The 18557-nt window shown below is 67.5% G+C and carries 14 protein-coding genes; 11 read left to right on the forward strand and 3 right to left on the reverse strand.

Annotation, left to right across the window (positions count from 1 at the left end):
• The first annotated feature begins 599 nt into the window (after nt 1-599).
• On the forward strand, nt 600-1676 hold the full coding sequence (locus tag LH128_RS07465; RefSeq protein ID WP_008828999.1) for a LacI family DNA-binding transcriptional regulator: 1077 nt from the start codon (nt 600-602) through the stop codon (nt 1674-1676).
• A 4-nt stretch (nt 1677-1680) separates the two neighbouring features.
• Here the strand turns inward: LH128_RS07465 and LH128_RS07470 are convergent, their stop codons facing one another.
• The gene (locus LH128_RS07470; RefSeq protein ID WP_008829000.1) at nt 1681-4200 is read right to left on the reverse strand and encodes a putative bifunctional diguanylate cyclase/phosphodiesterase; all 2520 of its coding nucleotides are present in this window, start codon (nt 4198-4200) and stop codon (nt 1681-1683) included.
• A 167-nt stretch (nt 4201-4367) separates the two neighbouring features.
• Here LH128_RS07470 and LH128_RS07475 point away from each other — a divergent pair, with 167 nt between their 5' ends.
• Nucleotides 4368-5732 (forward strand): FAD/NAD(P)-binding protein, encoded by a 1365-nt coding sequence (locus tag LH128_RS07475; RefSeq protein ID WP_008829001.1) that lies wholly within the window; start codon nt 4368-4370, stop codon nt 5730-5732.
• Between the two features lie 7 nt (nt 5733-5739).
• On the opposite strand, the gene LH128_RS07480 is transcribed toward LH128_RS07475, so the two are convergent.
• Entirely contained in the window at nt 5740-6405 is a 666-nt protein-coding gene (locus tag LH128_RS07480; RefSeq protein ID WP_008829002.1) for a peroxiredoxin-like family protein, read from the reverse strand.
• A 104-nt stretch (nt 6406-6509) separates the two neighbouring features.
• Nucleotides 6510-7349: a LysR substrate-binding domain-containing protein gene (locus LH128_RS07485; RefSeq protein ID WP_037518375.1), complete on the reverse strand. Its 840-nt coding sequence runs from the start codon at nt 7347-7349 to the stop codon at nt 6510-6512.
• Nucleotides 7350-7640: 291 nt separating this feature from the next.
• On the opposite strand from LH128_RS07485, the gene LH128_RS07490 reads away from it, so the two are divergent.
• From LH128_RS07490 to LH128_RS07530, 9 genes are all read left to right on the forward strand, one after another.
• Nucleotides 7641-8423, forward strand: coding sequence for an ABC transporter permease (locus tag LH128_RS07490; RefSeq protein WP_008829004.1), 783 nt, complete (start codon nt 7641-7643; stop codon nt 8421-8423).
• A gap of 38 nt (nt 8424-8461) precedes the next feature.
• Complete coding sequence (locus tag LH128_RS07495; RefSeq protein WP_008829005.1) at nt 8462-9256, forward strand: ABC transporter ATP-binding protein; 795 nt, start codon at nt 8462-8464, stop codon at nt 9254-9256.
• Nucleotides 9253-9885, forward strand: a complete 633-nt coding sequence (locus LH128_RS07500; RefSeq protein WP_008829006.1) for a cysteine dioxygenase — start codon at nt 9253-9255, stop codon at nt 9883-9885. Before LH128_RS07495 ends, LH128_RS07500 begins: the two co-directional genes overlap by 4 nt.
• Nucleotides 9882-11120 carry a rhodanese-like domain-containing protein gene (locus LH128_RS07505; RefSeq protein ID WP_008829007.1) on the forward strand — a complete coding sequence of 413 codons (1239 nt, stop codon included), beginning with the start codon at nt 9882-9884 and terminating at the stop codon, nt 11118-11120. Before LH128_RS07500 ends, LH128_RS07505 begins: the two co-directional genes overlap by 4 nt.
• Nucleotides 11121-11143: 23 nt before the next feature.
• A complete protein-coding gene (locus LH128_RS07510) occupies nt 11144-12232 on the forward strand; it encodes an LLM class flavin-dependent oxidoreductase (protein WP_008829008.1) in 1089 nt (362 codons plus the stop codon).
• A gap of 256 nt (nt 12233-12488) precedes the next feature.
• A complete protein-coding gene (locus tag LH128_RS07515; RefSeq protein WP_008829009.1) occupies nt 12489-13823 on the forward strand; it encodes an LLM class flavin-dependent oxidoreductase in 1335 nt (444 codons plus the stop codon).
• A gap of 24 nt (nt 13824-13847) precedes the next feature.
• Nucleotides 13848-14708, forward strand: a complete 861-nt coding sequence (locus tag LH128_RS07520) for a TauD/TfdA dioxygenase family protein (RefSeq protein WP_008829010.1) — start codon at nt 13848-13850, stop codon at nt 14706-14708.
• A gap of 3 nt (nt 14709-14711) precedes the next feature.
• On the forward strand, nt 14712-15650 hold the full coding sequence (locus LH128_RS07525; RefSeq protein ID WP_037518370.1) for an ABC transporter substrate-binding protein: 939 nt from the start codon (nt 14712-14714) through the stop codon (nt 15648-15650).
• A gap of 179 nt (nt 15651-15829) precedes the next feature.
• Nucleotides 15830-18379 (forward strand): TonB-dependent receptor plug domain-containing protein, encoded by a 2550-nt coding sequence (locus LH128_RS07530; RefSeq protein WP_008829012.1) that lies wholly within the window; start codon nt 15830-15832, stop codon nt 18377-18379.
• Nucleotides 18380-18557: the final 178 nt, after the last annotated feature.

Consider the following 18557-nt stretch of genomic DNA (forward strand, 5'->3'; position numbering starts at 1 on the left):
GCAAACCACGCGTCCGTTCGAAGACCCGGACTGTCTCTGCGCTACCGGAAACGCCGTCCATACGTTCCTGCGACACACGGCAGGACTTGGGACGGCCATCCCGGATAGCCTTCGGCCGATAACGATGCGAACCCTAACGACGGCCACATGGGACTTTCCGATGGAATACAGGTCGAGCCGGGCTGCACCGTGAGTTACCCGGCCGCTCGCCAGAGCTTCACGGAACACAAAACCCCGCGTCCCGGTGAGGACGCTCCCGACGCCGACCCGATGTTCACTTCGGTTGCGTTGATTTCCCCGGCGTAATGGCCCGCACTCGCCAGCGGGTATTTCCGCGTGCGCTGACTGCACGCACAACCTCGTCATCCCAGCGAAAGCTGGGACCGCTGGCCTGTTACGGCCAACTATCGTTCAAACGCCCTGTCGAGGGTTGGGCCTTACTCGGCCAGCGGCCCCAGCCTTCGCCGGGATGACGGCCTGGCGACAGAGATGCCCGTCACAGGATGGTCCGTGCGCGCCCGGCGCCATCAATCGATCACGTTGCAAGCGGCCCGCCGGCGCGTTAGCAGCGAGGGTGCAGGCAGGGAGTAGAGGCGCGCATGGCAGACGATATCGGCGGATCGCCCATGCGCCCGCGCTCCTCGCGCCGTTCGCGCGCAGGGAACACCATTGCCGACGTGGCGCGCGAGGCGGGGGTCTCGCTGATGACGGTGTCGCGCGTGATGAACGGCAAGGCCAACGTGCGCGAGGAAACGCGCGAGCGGGTCGAGGCTGCGATCAAGGCGCTGAACTATTCGCCGAGCGCCGCCGCCCGCAACCTCGCGGCGGCGAGCGAGATCCGCATCGGCCTGCTCTACAGCAATCCCAGCGCCGGCTATCTCAACGAATTCCTTGTCGGTAGCCTCGACCAGGCGAGCCGGGCCAACGTTCAGCTTGTGGTGCAGCTTTGCGACAACCCGGAAGAGCGCGCCGAAATCGTGCGGCGCCTGATCGACGGCGGGGTGGACGGGCTGATCCTGCCGCCGCCGCTCTGCGACGCCGACGACATGCACCAGTTGCTGCAGGAGGCCGGGCTTCCCGCCGTCGCGGTGGCTTCGGGGCGGCCTGCGGTGTTCCTCTCGTCCGTCAACATCGACGACCGCGCGGCGGCGGCGGCGATGACGCGGCACCTGCTTTCGCAGGGGCACGAACGGATCGGGTTCGTCTCCGGCAATCCCGACCAGACCGCATCGGCGCTGCGCCTTTACGGCTACCTCGATGCGCTGGGGGAGGCAGGGCTGGTGTCGGACCCGGCGCTGGTGGTCGAGGGGCAGTTCACCTACCGGTCAGGCCTCGACGCGGCGCAGAAGCTGCTGGCACTGGCCGAGCGGCCGACCGCGATCTTCGCCAGCAACGACGACATGGCGGCGGCAGCGGTCTCGGTGGCGCATCGCATGGGGCTGGACGTGCCGCGCGACCTCACCGTCGTCGGCTTCGACGATGCCCCGCAGGCGACCACGACCTGGCCGGAACTGACGACGATCCGCCAACCGATCGCCGACATGTCGCGCGCGGCGGTGCTGCAACTGGTCGAGGACATCCGTACCGTCCGCGAGGGACGCCGTCCGGCGCCGCGCCATTCACGGATGACCTTCGAACTGATCCGCCGCGAATCCGACGCCGCGCCTTCGCCCTGAAGCGTCAGGCCGCGCAGGCCGATGCTCCGGCCGATGCACCGGCCGGTGCGAAAGTCTCGATCGGGGCCGGGCGGGCGAAGAGGTAGCCCTGGCCGAGCCTGCAGCCCATCTCCGCCAGCTTGCGGCGTTGTTCTTCGGTCTCGACGCCCTCGGCCACGACCTGCTTGCCGAGGCCCTGCCCAAGCCCGATGATGGCGCGGATGATCGCCTCGCTCTGGCCGTCGTCGTCGAACAGGCCGAGGGTGAACGAGCGGTCGATCTTGAGCACGTCGAAGGGCAGGTGCTTGAGATGGATCAGCGAGGCATAGCCGGTGCCGAAGTCGTCGAGCGCCACCGTCACGCCTGCCTCGTGCAGCAGGTCGAGCGCCTTGGCGGTCTCGTCCACCGCGCGGCCGAGCACGAAGTCCTCGGTCACCTCGATGCACAGGCGTTCGGGCGCGATGCCATAGTCGCGTATCCGCGCCAGCAGGCGGGCGGCGGCGTGGGGGCTGTCGAGCTGCGCGGCGATCAGGTTGACCGAGAGCTTGGGGATCCGCTCCGGGTGGTCCCGCAAGGCGGCGAGGCCCATGTCCAGCACGTGCTGCTGCACCGCAAGGCCCAGTTTGCGCTCGTTCAGCATGTCGCCGAAGACGGCCGGTGTCATCAGCCCGTGGACCGGGTGCTGCCAGCGCAGGAGCGCTTCGTAGGATCCGATCGCGCCGGTATCGATATCGACGATGGGCTGGTAATGGAGCGAGAATTCGGCGCGTTCGATGCCCTGGCGCGCTTCCAGTCCGAACAGCTGCCGGCTGTCCAACTGCTCACGCAAGTGCGGGGCGTAGTCGAGCAGGCGTCGGCGGCCTTCCTGCTTGGCCTGATAGAGCGCGAGGTCGGCGTTCTTGGCGAGCACGTCGGGTTCGGCGGCATCCTGCGGGAAGCAGGCAAGGCCGATGCTGAGCGACAAGGCCCAGCTGCGGCCGCCGTGCGTCAGCGTCGCACCCTGCAGTTCGTCCAGCGCGCGGCGGATGCGCAGTTCCGCCACGGGGTCCCACGGCAGCAGGATCGCAAACTCGTCACCGCCTATGCGCGAGACGTGCGCGGACGGACCACCTGCGGCCACGAGGCCCCGTCCGACCTTGCCGAGCAGCAGGTCGCCGCCGTCATGGCCGAGGCGGTCGTTGATGTGCTTGAGATGATCGACGTCGATCAGCAGCAGCATGAAGGGGGAGCGTGCGGCATCCTCGCACATCGTGCGCAGCGCGGACTGGAAGGCGGCGCGGTTGCCGAGGCCGGTCAGGTAGTCGGTCTGGGCGGCGCGGCGGAAGGTCTCGCTCTCGACCTGGGCGACCTTGCGGGCCTGCTCGGCCGTGTCGCGCTCCTTGCCGAGCAGGCGGAAGCGGTCGGCGATGGCGAGCGACAGGGCGATCGATTCGAACGCGAGCGCGGCGAAAGTGGCCATATCGACCACGTCGTCCTGCACCGTGATCCCGAAGTTGCGGCTGACGCGCAGCGCGAAGACCGAGAGCACCGGGGTCCACCCGGCAAGGTAGAACCACACGACACGGCTGCGTGCCCGCAGGGCGATGCCTATGCCGACGCCGACGCTGGCGGCGCTGAGGACGAAGACCACGTTGAGCCAGCGGTCCAGCACGACCGGCGCAGCGACGGGGACGAAGGCGGCGAGAACGCCGACCACCATGTTGAGGCAGGCGCAGATCTTCCCCCACCGCACCAGCCAGCGCGGCAGCACGCCTTCCTCGATGACGGCCAGGAAGAACATGTTCCCCGCCGCGATCAGTCCGGCGACGAGCAGATAGTCGGTCGTCACCGCGAACGGGCCGACATATTCGGGGAAGGCGAAGGCCAGCACGTTGGTCCAGGTCAGGCCATAGGCGAGCACCAGCAGCGACCACACGAGATACCAGCGCTGGAAGACCAGTCGCTGGCCGGTGTAGATCAGCAGGTTGTAAGCGAACGCGGAGAAGATGGCGCCCGCGAACACACCCATCAGCGCCAGCCAGATGCCCTCGAGCCGCAGCAGGCTCTGCGGGCTCATCGCCGAAAGTTTGCGCATCAGCGAAAGGTCGTCGAGGTTGCGGTAGCCGATGTAGACATCGCGGACGCGGGCGCCCGGCGGATCGACGGCGAAGCGCAACATGCCCCCGAGAGCCCAGTGGTCGCCGACGGCGCCGGGCGCGATCGTGGCGGTGCGGGTGCGGCCTTGGGTATCGACCACCAGCATGGTCATGCGCTCGAACCGGCTCTGGTCGGTCATCAGGAGCCAGCCCGAAGGCAGGCCGGACAGCATGCGCGGATCGCGCAGCTTCAGCCATGCCCAGCCCTTGGCGTAGGCGGGATGGTCAGGCACGCGGGCGCAGTCGAAGTTCAGCCGCGCGACCGAGGCGGCAGTGGCCGGATAGTCCGCCGGCGCGGTGGCATAGCAGACGTCGGAGCGCATCCGGACGATCTCCGCCCGCGCGGAAGACGACCAGAACAGCGCCGCCAGAAGCAGCCAAACGAAGACGAGATGCGACCTAACCGGCATGCCCCAACCTTGATCAGGGCCATACGTATAAACCGAAGGTCACTAGAAATGGTTAACGGCAGCGACCGACCGAAGCGATTCGGCGCAATCTATGAGGACAAAAAATACCCCGCGGCGGGCATTTCCTGTTAGCCAGCCTCATCAGCTTGCCGGGAACCTATCTTTTCATGATCAGTCACAATGCCGCCCGCGACCTGCCCATCGCGATCGTGGGAGGAGGGTTCAGCGGGACGCTGCTGGCGATCAACCTGCTGCGCTACGGCGTCAAGGTCGCCCTGATCGAGCGTAATTCCGCCCAGCTTGCCAAGGGCGTGGCGTTCGGTACGCGGCGGCCGGAGCATCTGCTCAACGTGCGCGCCTCCAACATGAGCGCGTTCCCCGACGATGCGAAGCACTTCGCCCGCTGGATGGATTTCGCCGACGCCGACGAGGCGAACCGCTTCGTGCCGCGCCTGACTTACGGGACCTACTTGCGCGAACTGCTGGTCGAGGCGCTGGCGAAGGCCGGTCCCGACGCGCAGGTCATCGACGGCGAGGCATGCTCGGTCGATTTCGGCGATGGCGCGGCACATGTGCGGCTGGCCGACGGCGACGTCGTCGATTGCCGCGCGGTGGTGCTGGCCCTGGGCAACTTCCCGCCCGCGCCGCATGGCGTGCTGGAGGGGCTGCCGGGGCACCTCTACAGTCCCGATCCCTGGGATCGCTCGGCGATCGAGGGCCTCGCCGCGCTCGACCACGTCCTCGTGGTGGGCAGCGGGTTGACGGCGGCCGACGTGGTGCTGTCGCTGGAAAGCTCGGGGTTCGGCGGCAAGGTCACGGTGCTTTCGCGCCGGGGGCTCAAGCCGCTCGCCCACGCCGAGAGCGGGCCGGTGGTGGTTCCCATTTCCGACCCCGATCTGCGCGGCGCGGACCTCGTCCGCGCCGTGCGGCGCCGGGCGGAGGAGATCGGCTGGCGCGGCGCGGTGGATGCTCTGCGACCCCACACCCAGAACATCTGGCGCCGCCATTCGACCGCCGCGCAGGCCCGCTTCCTGCGGCATCTGCGGCCGTACTGGGACATCCACCGCCATCGCCTCGCCCCCTCGGTCGCGCAGCGGCTGGAGGCGATGGAGAGCGCCGGGCGGCTGCAGTACGTGGCGGGCAAACTGTGCGGAGCCGACGAAGCCGGCGGGCAGGCGGTGGTGCACTATCGCCCGCGTGGTCAGGACGGCATCGAGGCGATCGCGGTGGACCGCGTGTTCAACTGCGCCGGGCCGGACGGCGACTTGCGCCGGGTGGAGGCGCCGGTCCTGACGCATCTGCTCGAGGCGGGACATATTCGCGGCGACGCCCACGGCCTTGGGGTGGACGTCGACCATCTCGGCCGGGTGCGCGATGCCGCTGGCAATGCGCAGGACCGCCTGCTCGCGGTCGGGCCGATCACCAAGGGGGAGGCGTGGGAGATCGTCGCCGTGCCCGATATCCGGCGTCAGGTGTGGGGCCTTGCCCGGTTCCTCGCCGACGAGCACTGGGTCGGCGGCGAGGGACTTTGAAGCAAGGTCAGGCGCCGGTGGTGGCGGTCTGGCGAGCGGGCAGGGCGGCGAGGATCGTCTCGCTCTCGGTGCGGCTCAGCCAGTCGGGGCTGGCCTCGAAGAACAGCACCGTCGCGTCGGGCGCGAGGGCAAGGATGGCGGGCTGGTCGATCTCGTAGCTGCCTGTTCCCAGTGTCGCGCCGATCCAGGGCTGGCCGTGTGGGACGGCGGGTTGCTCGTCAGGCAGGAAGGTAATGCCAAGTTGGCGGCCGAGCGCATAACCGGGGTCCGAAGCCACGGTGAAGCCCAGGCCATGGCGCGCGATCAGGTCCCGGTCGACCGGGATCTGCGCGCTGACCGCGATCAGGCGAATGCCGCGGGCGCGCAGTTCGGGCAGCAGCGTCTCGTTGTACCACGGCAGCGCGATGTTGCAGGCGGGGCACCCACCGAAGCGGAAGAACACGAGCACCGCCGGGCCATCCGCAAGAATCGTGTCGCGCGTGAGTTCGCGCCCGTCCTGATCGATCAGCGTAAAGGGTTCGACGGTGTCGCCAGCCTTCGGTTGCGCGGACGGATCGTGCCGCTCGACGAGCACCCGGCGCTGCGCTGCATTGCGTTCCAGCTGCTCGGCGCTCCAGGTGCGCTCGCGTTCGGCCTGCAGCGCGGCGAAGCGGTCGTTCAGGGTTTCGGTCATCGGTAAGCCTCATCGTTGATCGCATCCAAAGCTATGGAAAGCCCGGCACCGCGACCAACGAGAAGCCTTGAGAGCCGCTTGAGATTATCGAATAAGCAGCGCCATCAGTTGGGAAGCCCGGCGACCACCTCGCGCGCCAGTGTGGCAAGCTGGTGGGTGGGCCCGTCGAGCCCCGGCGCGGTATGCAGCACACAGGAGACATGCGGCAGCGAGGGCAGGCCGACGTCTCCCAGCGGCGCGTCGCGCAGGAACATCCCGGTGCGGCAGGTAAGGCCGAGCCCCGCATCCACCGCCGCGCGCAAGGTGGTGAGATTGGGCGTCTCCACGGTTATGCGGAACGGGCGCCCGGCATCCTCCAGCGCGCGGATCGCCGCTTCCCGGAAGCGGCAGGGCGTCTCCAGCACGGCTAGGGGGATCGTCTCGTGCGCGGCCAGTTCCTCCTTGCCGAACCACGACATGGGCGCGGTGGTCACCGCATGGCCGTCATTCGGCGCGGCAAATCCCAGCACGATGTCGAGTTGCCGCCGCTCCAGCAGGTCGAGGAGTTCCGCCGTGCCCGCAACCCGCGAGTAGAGTTCGGCCTCCGGGTGCAAATCCGCGAACTGGGCGAGGAGGCCGGTCAGGAGCAGTTCCGCGAAATCCTGTACCATGCCGATCCGCGCCGGCCCGGCGAAATGCCCGGCGGTGACCGCCGCGACCGCTTCGTCATGCAGGGCGAGCACCTTGCGTGCATAGTCGAGCATCAGGTCGCCGTGCGCCGTCAGCGCAAGGCGGCGTCCCTCACGGTGAAACAGCGACTGTTGCAGCAGCTCTTCGAGTCGCTTGATCTGGAGGCTGAGCGCCGACTGGCTTACGAAAACCCGCTCCGAAGCATGAAGCATCGAGCCGGTATCGACGATCGCAACGAAGCTGCGCAGAAGGTTTGTCGGGAGATTTACGGGCATCGGCGGGCTTTCAAGATTCGTGTGATGGCCAGGATTCGTATGATGGCCTGCATGCATCCATGCGTTATGACTTATTCTCAATCAAAATAGTAGAGATTTAGGTGAGGCAAGCAATTCTGTCCCCATGCCCTTTTTCTGCTTTCGGCCCGGTTTTCCGCACGTCCGGGCGTGGGATGAGCGTTTCGAGGCGCCATTATGAGCGTTGCTGATAGGTCGGCACAACATTCTCCATTGAATTGGTAGACATTCAGGTGCCAGTTTTGGGTCATGACCACACGAGGCACTTCGTCCATGTCCCCATTCACCCGATTGGCCCGCTCGCTGGGTTCTGCCCGCTGGCTCTCGCCGCTGTTGCTGCTGGCGGTGCTCGAGGCCGGTTCCCGGTCCGGCCTTATTCCCGAGCGGACCCTCGCGGCGCCTTCGCAGGTGCTGGCGACGCTCTGGGCGATGACGGTGTCGGGCGAACTGACCGACAACCTCGCCGTTTCCTTCCTGCGGATCATCGCGGGCCTGGCGATCGGCGTGACCACCGGGATTGTGCTGGCGCTCGTCGCCGGGCTGTCGCGGCAGGGCGAGGTCGCGGTCGATCCGCTCATGCAGATCAAGCGTACGATCCCGACGCTGGCGCTGACGCCGCTGTTCATCGTCTGGTTCGGTATCGGCGAGACGCCCAAGATTGCGCTGATCGCCTTCGCCTCGATCTTCCCGGTCTACCTCAACCTTTACGGCGGTATCCGCGGGATCGACGTGCGCCTGCTCGAAGGCGCGCGCAGCCTGGGCCTCAGCCGCGCAGCGCAGGTCTGGCATGTAATCCTGCCCGGCGCGCTGCCTGCGCTGCTGGTGGGCCTGCGTTATTCGCTCTCGGTCTCGGTGCTGGTGCTGGTCGTGGCGGAGCAGATCAACGCCACTGCGGGCCTCGGCTACCTCATCAACAACGCGCGTGACTTCATGCGCACGGACATCATCCTGGTGTGCCTGATGGTCTACGCCGTGCTGGGCCTTGCCGCCGACGGACTGGTCCGCGCGGTCGAGAGCCGCGCGCTCGTCTGGCGCCCCTCCATCGTTTCCCAATGAACCTGCTGCGTGAACCCGCTCCCCGAAAGGACCCTGCCGTGGATGCTCGCCTGAATCACTTTACCTCGCCCGCCGCGCCCGCCGTGACGTCCGAACCCGTCGTCAGTCTGCGCGATTTCACCCGCCGCTTTGGCGACAACACCATCATTTCGGGCCTGAACCTGCAGATCGCGGCGGGCGAGTTCGTCATCCTCCTCGGTCGTTCCGGCTCGGGCAAGACCACCCTGCTGCGCACGCTGGCCGGCCTCGATCCGGTAGAAGGGCAGGACGTGACCATCCCCGGTTCGCGCGCCGTGGTGTTCCAGGACGCCCGCCTGCTGCCGTGGAAGAAAGTCTGGCGCAACGTCGCCCTCGGCCTCAAGCGCGGCAATGCGCGCCAACTGGCGGAAGAGGCGCTGCAGGAAGTCGGCCTCGGCCACCGTCTGGAAGCCTGGCCGCTGACGCTTTCGGGCGGCGAAGCGCAGCGCGTGGCCCTTGCCCGTGCACTGGTGCGTGAGCCGCAATTGCTGCTGCTCGACGAACCCTTCGCCGCACTCGACGCCCTGACCCGCCTCAGGATGCACGAACTGGTACTGTCGCTGTGGCGTCGTCATCGCCCGGCGGTGCTGATGGTGACGCATGACGTCGACGAAGCCATCGCGCTCGCTGACCGCATTGTCCTGCTCGACGGAGGAAAAATCGTTGCGCAGGAGCGGATCACCGCTTCGCGCGGCCCCGAGCGTGCGACCGTGGCGGCGCCGTTGCGCAAGCGCCTGCTCGATGCACTGGGCGGTCTGGTCGAGGAACGGCCTGCCGGGGAGATCGTCGCGCTGCATGCCGGAGCGCGCCCGTGAACGCGTTCGCCCCGATAACGACCGCCACGGACCTGTCGCCGCTGCGCCGGTTCGTCACCGACTTCGCCGGCTTGCTTGACGATACGGACGATCTCGACCGGATTCTGCGCGATGGCGGGGGCCTGCTGGCGGATCTGGTCGCGCAAGACGACTGGCTGCCGGAGGAATACGCCCGGCCGCATCCCGAACGTTACCAGCAATATCTCCTCCACTGTGACAGCGCCGAGCGTTTCAGCGTCGTGTCTTTCGTCTGGGGGCCTGGGCAGGCGACGCCGATCCACGACCACCGTGTCTGGGGCCTCGTAGGCGTACTGAGCGGCACCGAGAGGGTGCAGAGCTTCCATCACCGCGACCATGACGGCGCCCTGGTGCAGCACGGGGCGACCCGCACGCTCCACCCCGGCGAGGTCGAGGCGATCGACCCGCGCGAGGGGGACATTCACCGCGTCGAGAACGGCCACGCCGATCGAATCTCCATTTCGATCCATGTCTACGGTGCCAACATCGGCGCCGTCGAGCGCGCCACTTACCGCGCCAGCGGCGAGGAGCGGCCGTTCATCTCCGGCTACGCCAACACCACGTTGCCTAATCTTTGGGCCAACCTCTGGGATCTTTCGAGGAAAGCATGACCGTCACTCCCCATCAGGTCCGCAGCGCGCTTCTGGCCCGCAGCGAAATCGCGCTGATCGACGTGCGCGACGAGCATCCCTTCGCCGCTGGCCACCCGCTGTTCGCCGCGCAGATTCCGCTGGCGCGCATCGCTGCCGAGGCCGCGTGGCGCCTGCCGCGCAAGGATGTGCAGGTCGTCGTCTACGATGACGGCGAAGGGCTTGCCCCCTTCGCGGTCGAGGAACTGCGCGGGCTGGGGTTCACCCGCGTCGATCTGCTGGACGGCGGCCTGCAGGGCTGGCGCGACGCGGGCTACGAGCTGTTCGAGGACGTCAATTCCTACTCCAAGGCCTTCGGCGAACTTGTCGAGCACCGGCGCGGCACACCCTCGCTTCCGGCCGAGGACGTGCAGGCGTTGATCGACGAGAAGGCCGACATCGCCATCCTCGACGCGCGCCGCTTCGACGAATACGCGACGATGAGCATCCCCGGCGGCCGCAGCGTGCCGGGCGCCGAACTCGTGCTGCGCGCGCCGGTCGCCGCGCCCGACCCGGACACCACGATCATCGTCAACTGTGCAGGCCGCACCCGCAGCCTGATCGGCGCGCAGTCGCTCATCAATGCGGGGCTGCCCAACCGCGTCTTCGCGCTGCGCAACGGCACTATCGGCTGGACCCTTGCAGGGCAGCAACTGGAGCACGGGCGGCAGGAGAGCGTCGAACTCGGCGGCGATGTCGACGAAGCGCGGACCCGCGCCCGCGAAGTCGCTTACCGCGCCGGGGTGCGCCGCATCGACGCCGCGCAGCTTGCCGGCATCGAGGCCGAGACGCACCGCACCCTCTACCGCTTCGACGTGCGCCAGCCGGACGTCTACGCCGCCGGGCACCTTCCGGGCTTCCGCAATGCCCCCGGCGGCCAGCTGGTGCAGGAGACCGACCACTTCGCCCCCGTGCGCGGCGCGCGCATCGTCCTTGCCGACGACCTCGGCCCGCGTGCGGACATGACCGCGTCGTGGCTAGCGCAGCTGGGCTGGGAAGTGCTGGTGCTGGAAGCCGACTTCACCGCCCTTGAAACTGGCCCGCTCGAAACTGGCCCCGACGGCGCCCCCACGCCGCGCGGACCCGAGGGCCGTTACAAGCGCCCTTACGAGGGCACCGACAATCCCAAGGCCGCCATGCAGGCCTACCTCGACTGGGAATACGGCCTTGTCGCGCAGCTTCAGCGCGACGGCACCCACGGCTTCTTCGTCATCTAAAATCATAACCGGAGTTTACCGCAATGACTGTCAAGTTCATCGGCTACATCGGCTTCAACGACACCTCGGAAATCCACAACGCCACCCGCTCGCGCGTGCTCGACCGGGAATATGTGGACGCCGCCGCGATCGAGCAGGAGCGGGGCGGCTTCGACCGCGTGCTGATCCCGTTCGGCTCGGCCTCGCCCGAAAGCCAGATCGTCGCGGCCCATGCGGCGGCGATCACCAGCAAGCTCGGCTTCCTCGTCGCGCACCGTCCCGGCTTCACACAGCCGACGCTCGCGGCGCGCCAGCTGGCGACGCTCGATCAGCTTTCCGGCGGGCGCGTAGCGGTGCACATCATCACCGGCGGCGCGGACGAGGAGATGGCGCGCGACGGCGACGTCGGCACCACCAAGGCCGAACGCTACGCCCGCACCGATGAATACCTCGATATCCTGCAACGCGAATGGAATTCGGCGCAGCCGTTCGACCACGCCGGCCGCTTCTACCAGGCGCGCGGCGCCTTCGCGGCGATCAAGCCGGACAACCTGCCGGTGTTCTTCGGCGGTTCCTCGCCCGAGGCGATCGAAGTCGCGGGCCGTCATGCCGACGTCTACGCGCTCTGGGGCGAGACGTTGGAGCAGGTCGGCGAGGCGGTGCGTACCGTGCGCCACGCCGCCGCGCAGCATAGCCGCTCGCCGGGGTTCTCGCTCTCGCTGCGCCCGGTGATCGCCGATACCGAGGAAGCCGCCTGGAAGAAGGCCGACGCCATCGTCGAGCAGGTGCGCGCCAACCGCGAGGCGGCGGGCCTGCCCATTTCGGGCCACCGTCCACCCAATGCGGGTTCGCTGCGCCTGCTGGAAACCGCCGCTTCGGGCCGCCGCGACTCGCGCCTGTGGACCGGCGTTGCCGCGCTGACCGGCGCTGCGGGCAATTCCACCGGCCTCGTCGGCACGCCCGAGCAGGTCGCCGAGGCGCTGCTGGAATACTACGACATCGGCATCGACCACTTCCTGATCCGCGGCTTCGAGCCGCTGGCCGATGCGATCGACTATGGCCGCGAACTGATCCCGCTGGTGCGCGAGAAGGTGGCCGAGCGGGATCAGCGCAAGGTCGCGCTGGCGGGGTGAACCGGCTGGCGTGAATGTGGGCGATGGGGCTTCGACAAGCTCAGCCTGAGCGGGTTTTGGAGATAGCTATCAGTACGCCCAGCTTGGGTGGCTCTGGCGGTTTACTCCCACCCCGCTCACCCTGAGCTTGTCGAAGGGGCAGGCGCGACCCCGCCCCCCGAACCCATTGGCACAACTCACTTTCACATCAGCCAATCGCGTTGGTCCGTCCCGCTCCCGCCGCATAGCCTGACCTCACGACATAGGAGGAATTGACATGGCAGACAGACAGCTCAAGCTCGGCTTCATCCTGCACGGCGTCGGCCCCGGCTGGGACGACTGGCGCCACCCCGACGCGCAAGTGGACGCCAGCACCAGCCTGCCGTTCTACGTGCGGCAGGCGCAGGCGGCGGAGCGCGGCAAGTTCGACTACCTGTTCGTGGCGGACAGCGTCTCGATCAACGCGCGCTCCTCGCCGCACTACCTCAACCGCTTCGAGCCGCTGACGATCCTCTCCGCCGTCGCGGCGGTGACCGACAGGATCGGCCTCGTCGCCACCTCCACCGTCAGCTACAACGAGCCGTTCAACCTCGCCCGCCAGTTCGCCTCGCTCGATCACCTGAGCGGCGGGCGGGCGGGGTGGAACGTCGTCACCTCATGGCTGGCGGGCAGCGCCGACAACTACGGCAAGGCCGAGCACCTCGGCCATGCCGAGCGCTACCGCCTTGCCGACGAATACCTCGATGTCGTCAAGGGCCTGTGGGACAGCTGGGAAGACGACGCACTGGTGCGCGACAAGGCCAGCGGGCAGTTCCTCGACGCCGACAAGCTGCACGAACTGGGCCACAAGGGCGAGTTCCTGTCGGTGAAGGGGCCGCTGAATATCTCGCGCTCGCCGCAGGGGCAGCCGGTGATTTTCCAGGCGGGCTCCTCCGAGGACGGCCGCACGTTCGCCGCGCGTCATGCCGAGGCGATCTTCACCCATCAGGAGGACCTTGCCGAGGGTCAGGCGTTCTACGCGGACCTGAAGGCGCGGGCGCGCGGTTTCGGGCGCGATCCGGAGAAGCTGTTCATCCTGCCCGGCGCGCGGCCGGTGGTCGGCTCGACCGAGGAGGAGGCCGAGCGCCTGCACGGCGAACTGGCGGGCCTTGTCAGTCTGGAAAACGCGCTGCGGGCGCTTGGCCGCTCGTTCAACGACCACAACTTCAGCCAGTACGATCCCGATGGCGCCTTCCCGGCGCATGTCGCCGAGGAGGGTTTCAAGAGCAACCAGAGCGCCTCTGAGAAGGTGCTTGCCGCCGCCGCGCAGGGCCTGACGCTCGGCCAGATCGCGCTTCGGGTGGCAACGCCCAAGGGCGGCTTCGTGGGCACCCCCGAGCAACTCGCCGACCGCTTCCAGCTGTGGCTGGAGAAGCGGGGTTCGGACGGCTTCAACTTGTTCGAATCGCTGCCCGGCCAGCTGGAGGTCTTCGTCGATCAGGTCGTGCCGATCCTGCAGCAGCGCGGGATCTACAAGCAGGACTACGCAGGGAAAACCTTCCGCGAGAACTTGGGCCTCGACGTGCCCGTCAACCGCAATACCGCCGCGCGCCTGACCCGCTCGGCGGCCTGAAACGAGAAGAGAGGAGACACGACAATGGCTACTTCCGCTTCCACGTTCGATACCGCAAACGCGGGCCTCGTCATCCGTCCCGTTCAGCCGACGATCGGCGCCGAGATCGAGGGTGTCGATCTGTCCAAACCCCTGACCGACGAATTGCGCGCGGCGATCCGTGCTGCGGTGCTCAAGTGGAAGGTCGTGTTCTTCCGCGACCAGTCCATCGACGACGCGCAGCAGGCGGCCTTCGCGGCGAACTTCGGACCGCTCTACACGCACCCGACCACGCAGCACGACGCGGCGAACAAGGAAGTCCACGCGATCGCCGCGAAGCATGACCGCGAGTACGAGAAGAAGCTCGGCTACAAGGTCAAGCCGGGCGAGGCCTATCACTCCGACACCAGCTGGCGTCTGGTCCCGACCTGGGGCGCGGTGCTGCGCGACGTGAACCTGCCCGAAGTGGGCGGCGACACGATCTGGGTGGACGCCGCGCTTGCCTACGAAACGCTGCCCGAGGAGCTGAAGCAGCGCCTCGAAAGCAAGCACGTGACGCACAACTTCGTGCCCGCGCTGGAACTCTCTGGCCACGAATACCCCATTGTAGCGCACAAGATCGTGCGTACTCACCGCGAGACGGGGCAGAAGATCCTGTGGGTCAACTTCTCGCAGCAGCCGCAGATCCTGGGCATCGAACTGTCCGAGAGCCGCGAATTGCTGGAAGAAGTGCTGCGCCAGTACAAGCGGCCCGACGTGCAGGCGCGTTTCTCGTGGCGGCCGGGCACGGTGGCGTTCTGGGACAACCGTGCCAGCGTGCACTTCGCGGTGCGCAACTACGGCGATTTCCCGCGCGAACTGCACCGTATCCTGATCGCCGACGAACCCTTGTGGACGGATCTCTGATTGATGCTCGACAGACGTAACCTGCTTGCAGGACTGACCACCAGCCTCGCTCTGGCCGCATGCGGCCGGGGCGGGGCTTCCGACACTGGACTGCTGCGCGTGGGCAGCCAGAAGGGCGGCACCAAGGCGCTGATGCTGGCCTCTGGCGCGCTCGACGGGGCGCCGTACAAGGTCGAGTGGTCGGAGTTTCCCGCCGCGCAGAACCTGCTCGAAGCGCTGGGCAGCGGGGCGGTGGACGTGGGGCTGGTGGGCGATGCGCCGTTCCAGTTCGCCTATCAGGCGGGCAGTCCGATCAAGGCGATCGGCGCGCAGACCACGCAGGAACGCACCGAGGGCGCGCTGGCGCTGATCGTGCCCAAGGCGTCCGCCATCCACGGCCCCAAGGACCTCAAGGGCAAGCGCATCGCCACCGGGCGCGGCAGCGTCGGGCACTATCTGGTGCTGCGGGCGATGGCGGCGGCGGGCCTTGGCGCGAAGGACGTGACGATCACCTTCCTCTCCCCAAGCGATGCGCGCGCCGCACTGCAGACCGGCGCTGTGGACGGCTGGTCGACGTGGCAGCCCTACGTCGCGGCGGCGCTCGCGGAGGGCAACCGCATCGCCATCGACGGACGCGGATTCTCGCAAGGGTACGGCTTCGACATCGCCCCCGAAAGCGCGATCAAGGCTAAGCGCGCGCTGCTCGACGACTTCCTCAAGCGTGAGGGCAAGGCGCTGCAGTGGGCCAGCACCCACGTCGACGAATTCGCCAAGGTCCTCGCCGCCGAAACGGGCCTACCCCTGCCGATCGCGAAGGAATTCGCGGGGCGCGGTGCCCGTCTGCCGGTGCCGATCGATCAGGGCGTGATCGACCGGCAGCAGGTGGTGCTCGATACCTTCCGTCAGTTCGGAGAGGTCAAGGGCGACCGCCCGCTGGCGGCTGCTTTTGCGCCGGCGGGGTAAGCATTGGCTTATCTGCAGTGAACCCGCCTCGGCTCCAGCTGCGGCGGGTTTACTGCATTCGGCCTGATCGACGCTGTATCAAGAAAAACTTGAGAACGGATAAGAGATCGCAATTTCTACTAAATCAGTAGACATGTCATGAAGCTCCGGACAGACCACAAGTTCAGGGGCCATTCCAGGTGAAAATTCTCAAGTCCGCCGCGCTTGCCGCCAGCGTATCGTTCGTTCCTTTCGGCGTGGCGCATGCTGACGAGGCGCCCTCCGTGGCGATCCCGGTGGCGACTGCGGATGCCGCCGCGGAAGCGGCCGACGCCGCCGAGGGCAGCGCCATCATCGTCACCGGCGCGCGCGGGCACAGTCAGCGCTCGGTCGCCGATAGCCCGGTTCCCGTCGATGTCATCGGCCCGGCCGAACTGAAGTCGACCGGCCGCACCGGCCTCAAGGAAATCCTCGGCAATATCATCCCCTCGCTGACGATGCCGGCGCTCGGTGGTGGCGGTACGTCCGCGAGCGTCCGTCCGATCGCGATCCGGGGGCTCTCGGGCGACTATGTGCTCGTCCTCGTCAACGGCAAGCGGCGTCACACGACTTCGCTGATCAACAACCTTTCGCGCGTTTCGGGCGGCTCTACGCCGGTGGACATCGACCTCATCCCGACCAGCGCCGTCGGCCGTATCGAGGTCCTGCGTGACGGCGCTGCGGCGCAGTACGGCTCGGACGCGATTTCCGGCGTCATCAACATCATTCTAGACAATACGAAGCAGGGCGGCGACATCTCGCTCACCGGCGGGCAGCAGTACGAGGGCGGCGGCGATCTCTACCAGGTCGCGGGTTCCTACGGCGCAGGTATCGGCGACGGCGGCTTCGTGCGGATCGCGGCGGAGGCCAAGTACCACGACCGTGCCAAGTCCGTCGCCGAGGCAATCCCATACGTCTACCCGCTCGTGAACGGCCAGCCCGACCCGCGCGAGGCCGATGCCGATCACGTCATCGCTGGCGGTTACGGGCGTTCGAACCGGGACAAGATCGTCAACACCAGCTACAACGCCGAACTGCCGCTGGGTGATGACACGACGCTCTATTCGTTCTCGACGCTGAGCTATCGCAACATCAAGGACGCGCGCGGCGCATACGTGGCGTCGCCGACGGGCTACGGCGGGCAGGCGAATGCGCAGGGCTCGTCAGTGCTGCCGGACCTCTATCCAGCGGGCTTCCAGGCCTATCGGCGCATCTGGGAGTGGGACTGGCAGGCGGCTCTTGGCCTGCGCACGCAGCTGGCGGGCTGGGCGGTCGACCTGTCCACCAGCTACGGCCGTGATGCGGTGAAGCTGGGGGCGGAGAACACGCTTAACCCCTCGCTCGGGCCGGACAGCAAGGCCGACTTCTTCATGGGCCGCCAGAAGCAGGACCTGTGGGTCAACAACATCGACGTCAGCCGCGAGTTCGAGGTCGGTTTCGCCAAGCCGCTCAACGTCGCCTTCGGTGTCGAGCACCGCTGGGAGCGCTTCCAGAACGTCGCGGGCGAGCCCGACAGCTACCGCGACGGCGGCTACGTGATCCCCGACGATGGCTCCGCGTTCGGAGACCTCTATGCGGGCCGCTCGCCGTCGCCGGGCCTCGTCTCGTTTACCGGAACCTCGCCCGCCGACGCGACGAGCCTTTCGCGCAACAATCTCGCCGCCTATCGCGATCTTGCGACCGACGTGATGCCGGGCTGGTTCGTGGGCCTCGCGGGGCGGTTCGAGCACTATTCGGACAGTGCGGGCAACACCTTCAGCGCCAAGGCCAGCACCCGTATCGAACTGGCGCCGGGGCTGGCGGTGCGCGGCGGCGTCAACACCGGCTTCCGCGCGCCGTCGCTGGCGCAGACCGGGTTCTCGACCACGCAGAACACCGTGACCGTGATCGGCGACGAGCGTGTCTCGACCACCTCCAAGTTCCTTCCGGTCAACTCCGTCGCGGCACAGGCGCTGGGTGCCAAGCCGCTCAAGCCGGAGAAGTCGCTGAACTTCACCGCCGGCCTGACTTACGAGAACGGCCCGCTGCGCCTGACGGTGGACGCCTACCAGATCCGCATCGACGACCGCATCGTGAAGACCGAGTTCCTCGGCACGGCCTCCAACGGCGGCTCGGCGGTGAAGGCGATTCTCGAGGCGAACGGCGTGGACGATGTCGACAGCGCGCAGTTCTTTACCAATGCGATCGATACGCGCACGCGCGGCATCGACGTGGTGGGCGAGTATACGCTGGACACGGCCGCGCTCGGCACGTTTCGCCTGAGTGCCGCCTACAGCTACAATCGCACGAAGATCCTGCACGTCATCGACAATCCGGCTGAGCTGAGCAGCCTCAACGTCACGCTGTTCGGGCGGCAGGCACAGCGCGACCTTGTCGTGGCACTGCCGCGCAGTAAAGTGGTGCTGACGAGCAACTGGTCGTCCGGCCCGGTCAAGGCGCTGCTGCGCGCGACGCGCTTCGGGCAGTACACCGAGTCCAGCAACGTCGCCGCATCGGACCGGACGTTCGGGGCGAAGTGGGTGACCGATGCGGAGGTCGGCTACCAGTTCACCGAGGCGCTCGACCTGGCGGTAGGCGCGAACAACCTGTTCAACGTGCGCCCCGACAAGAACGGCGCGATCGCCTGGGATGGTTCGGGGCAATACGGCAGCTTTGCGCCCTTTGGCCTCAACGGTGGGTTCTGGTATGCGCGGATCGGCCTGAAATTCTGACTATCAACCCAACGCACGATGCAGCCGGTCCGGACCCGAAGAGGTGCGGGCCGGCTCGCCGCGCAGGGTGAGCAGGGCCTCGGCTGCGGCGTGGGTGTGATCGTCATCCACGTCGAGCGCCTGCGAACCGTCGAGCATCACCACCGGCTTCAGGCGCTGCCCGATGCGGCGCGAAACG

The sequence above is a fragment of the Sphingomonas sp. LH128 genome, assembly GCF_000293195.2.
In the GTDB taxonomy this organism is placed as follows: Bacteria; Pseudomonadota; Alphaproteobacteria; order Sphingomonadales; family Sphingomonadaceae; genus Novosphingobium; species Novosphingobium resinovorum_A.

Coding starts and splice junctions, on each gene's coding strand:
- LH128_RS07510 (WP_008829008.1), top strand. CDS start 11,144: ATGACTGTCAAGTTCATCGGCTACATCGGCTTCAACGACACCTCGGAA.
- LH128_RS07490 (WP_008829004.1), top strand. CDS start 7,641: ATGTCCCCATTCACCCGATTGGCCCGCTCGCTGGGTTCTGCCCGCTGG.
- LH128_RS07505 (WP_008829007.1), top strand. CDS start 9,882: ATGACCGTCACTCCCCATCAGGTCCGCAGCGCGCTTCTGGCCCGCAGC.
- LH128_RS07520 (WP_008829010.1), top strand. CDS start 13,848: ATGGCTACTTCCGCTTCCACGTTCGATACCGCAAACGCGGGCCTCGTC.
- LH128_RS07525 (WP_037518370.1), top strand. CDS start 14,712: ATGCTCGACAGACGTAACCTGCTTGCAGGACTGACCACCAGCCTCGCT.
- LH128_RS07485 (WP_037518375.1), bottom strand. CDS start 7,349: ATGCCCGTAAATCTCCCGACAAACCTTCTGCGCAGCTTCGTTGCGATC.
- LH128_RS07480 (WP_008829002.1), bottom strand. CDS start 6,405: ATGACCGAAACCCTGAACGACCGCTTCGCCGCGCTGCAGGCCGAACGC.
- LH128_RS07465 (WP_008828999.1), top strand. CDS start 600: ATGGCAGACGATATCGGCGGATCGCCCATGCGCCCGCGCTCCTCGCGC.
- LH128_RS07470 (WP_008829000.1), bottom strand. CDS start 4,200: ATGCCGGTTAGGTCGCATCTCGTCTTCGTTTGGCTGCTTCTGGCGGCG.
- LH128_RS07475 (WP_008829001.1), top strand. CDS start 4,368: ATGATCAGTCACAATGCCGCCCGCGACCTGCCCATCGCGATCGTGGGA.
- LH128_RS07515 (WP_008829009.1), top strand. CDS start 12,489: ATGGCAGACAGACAGCTCAAGCTCGGCTTCATCCTGCACGGCGTCGGC.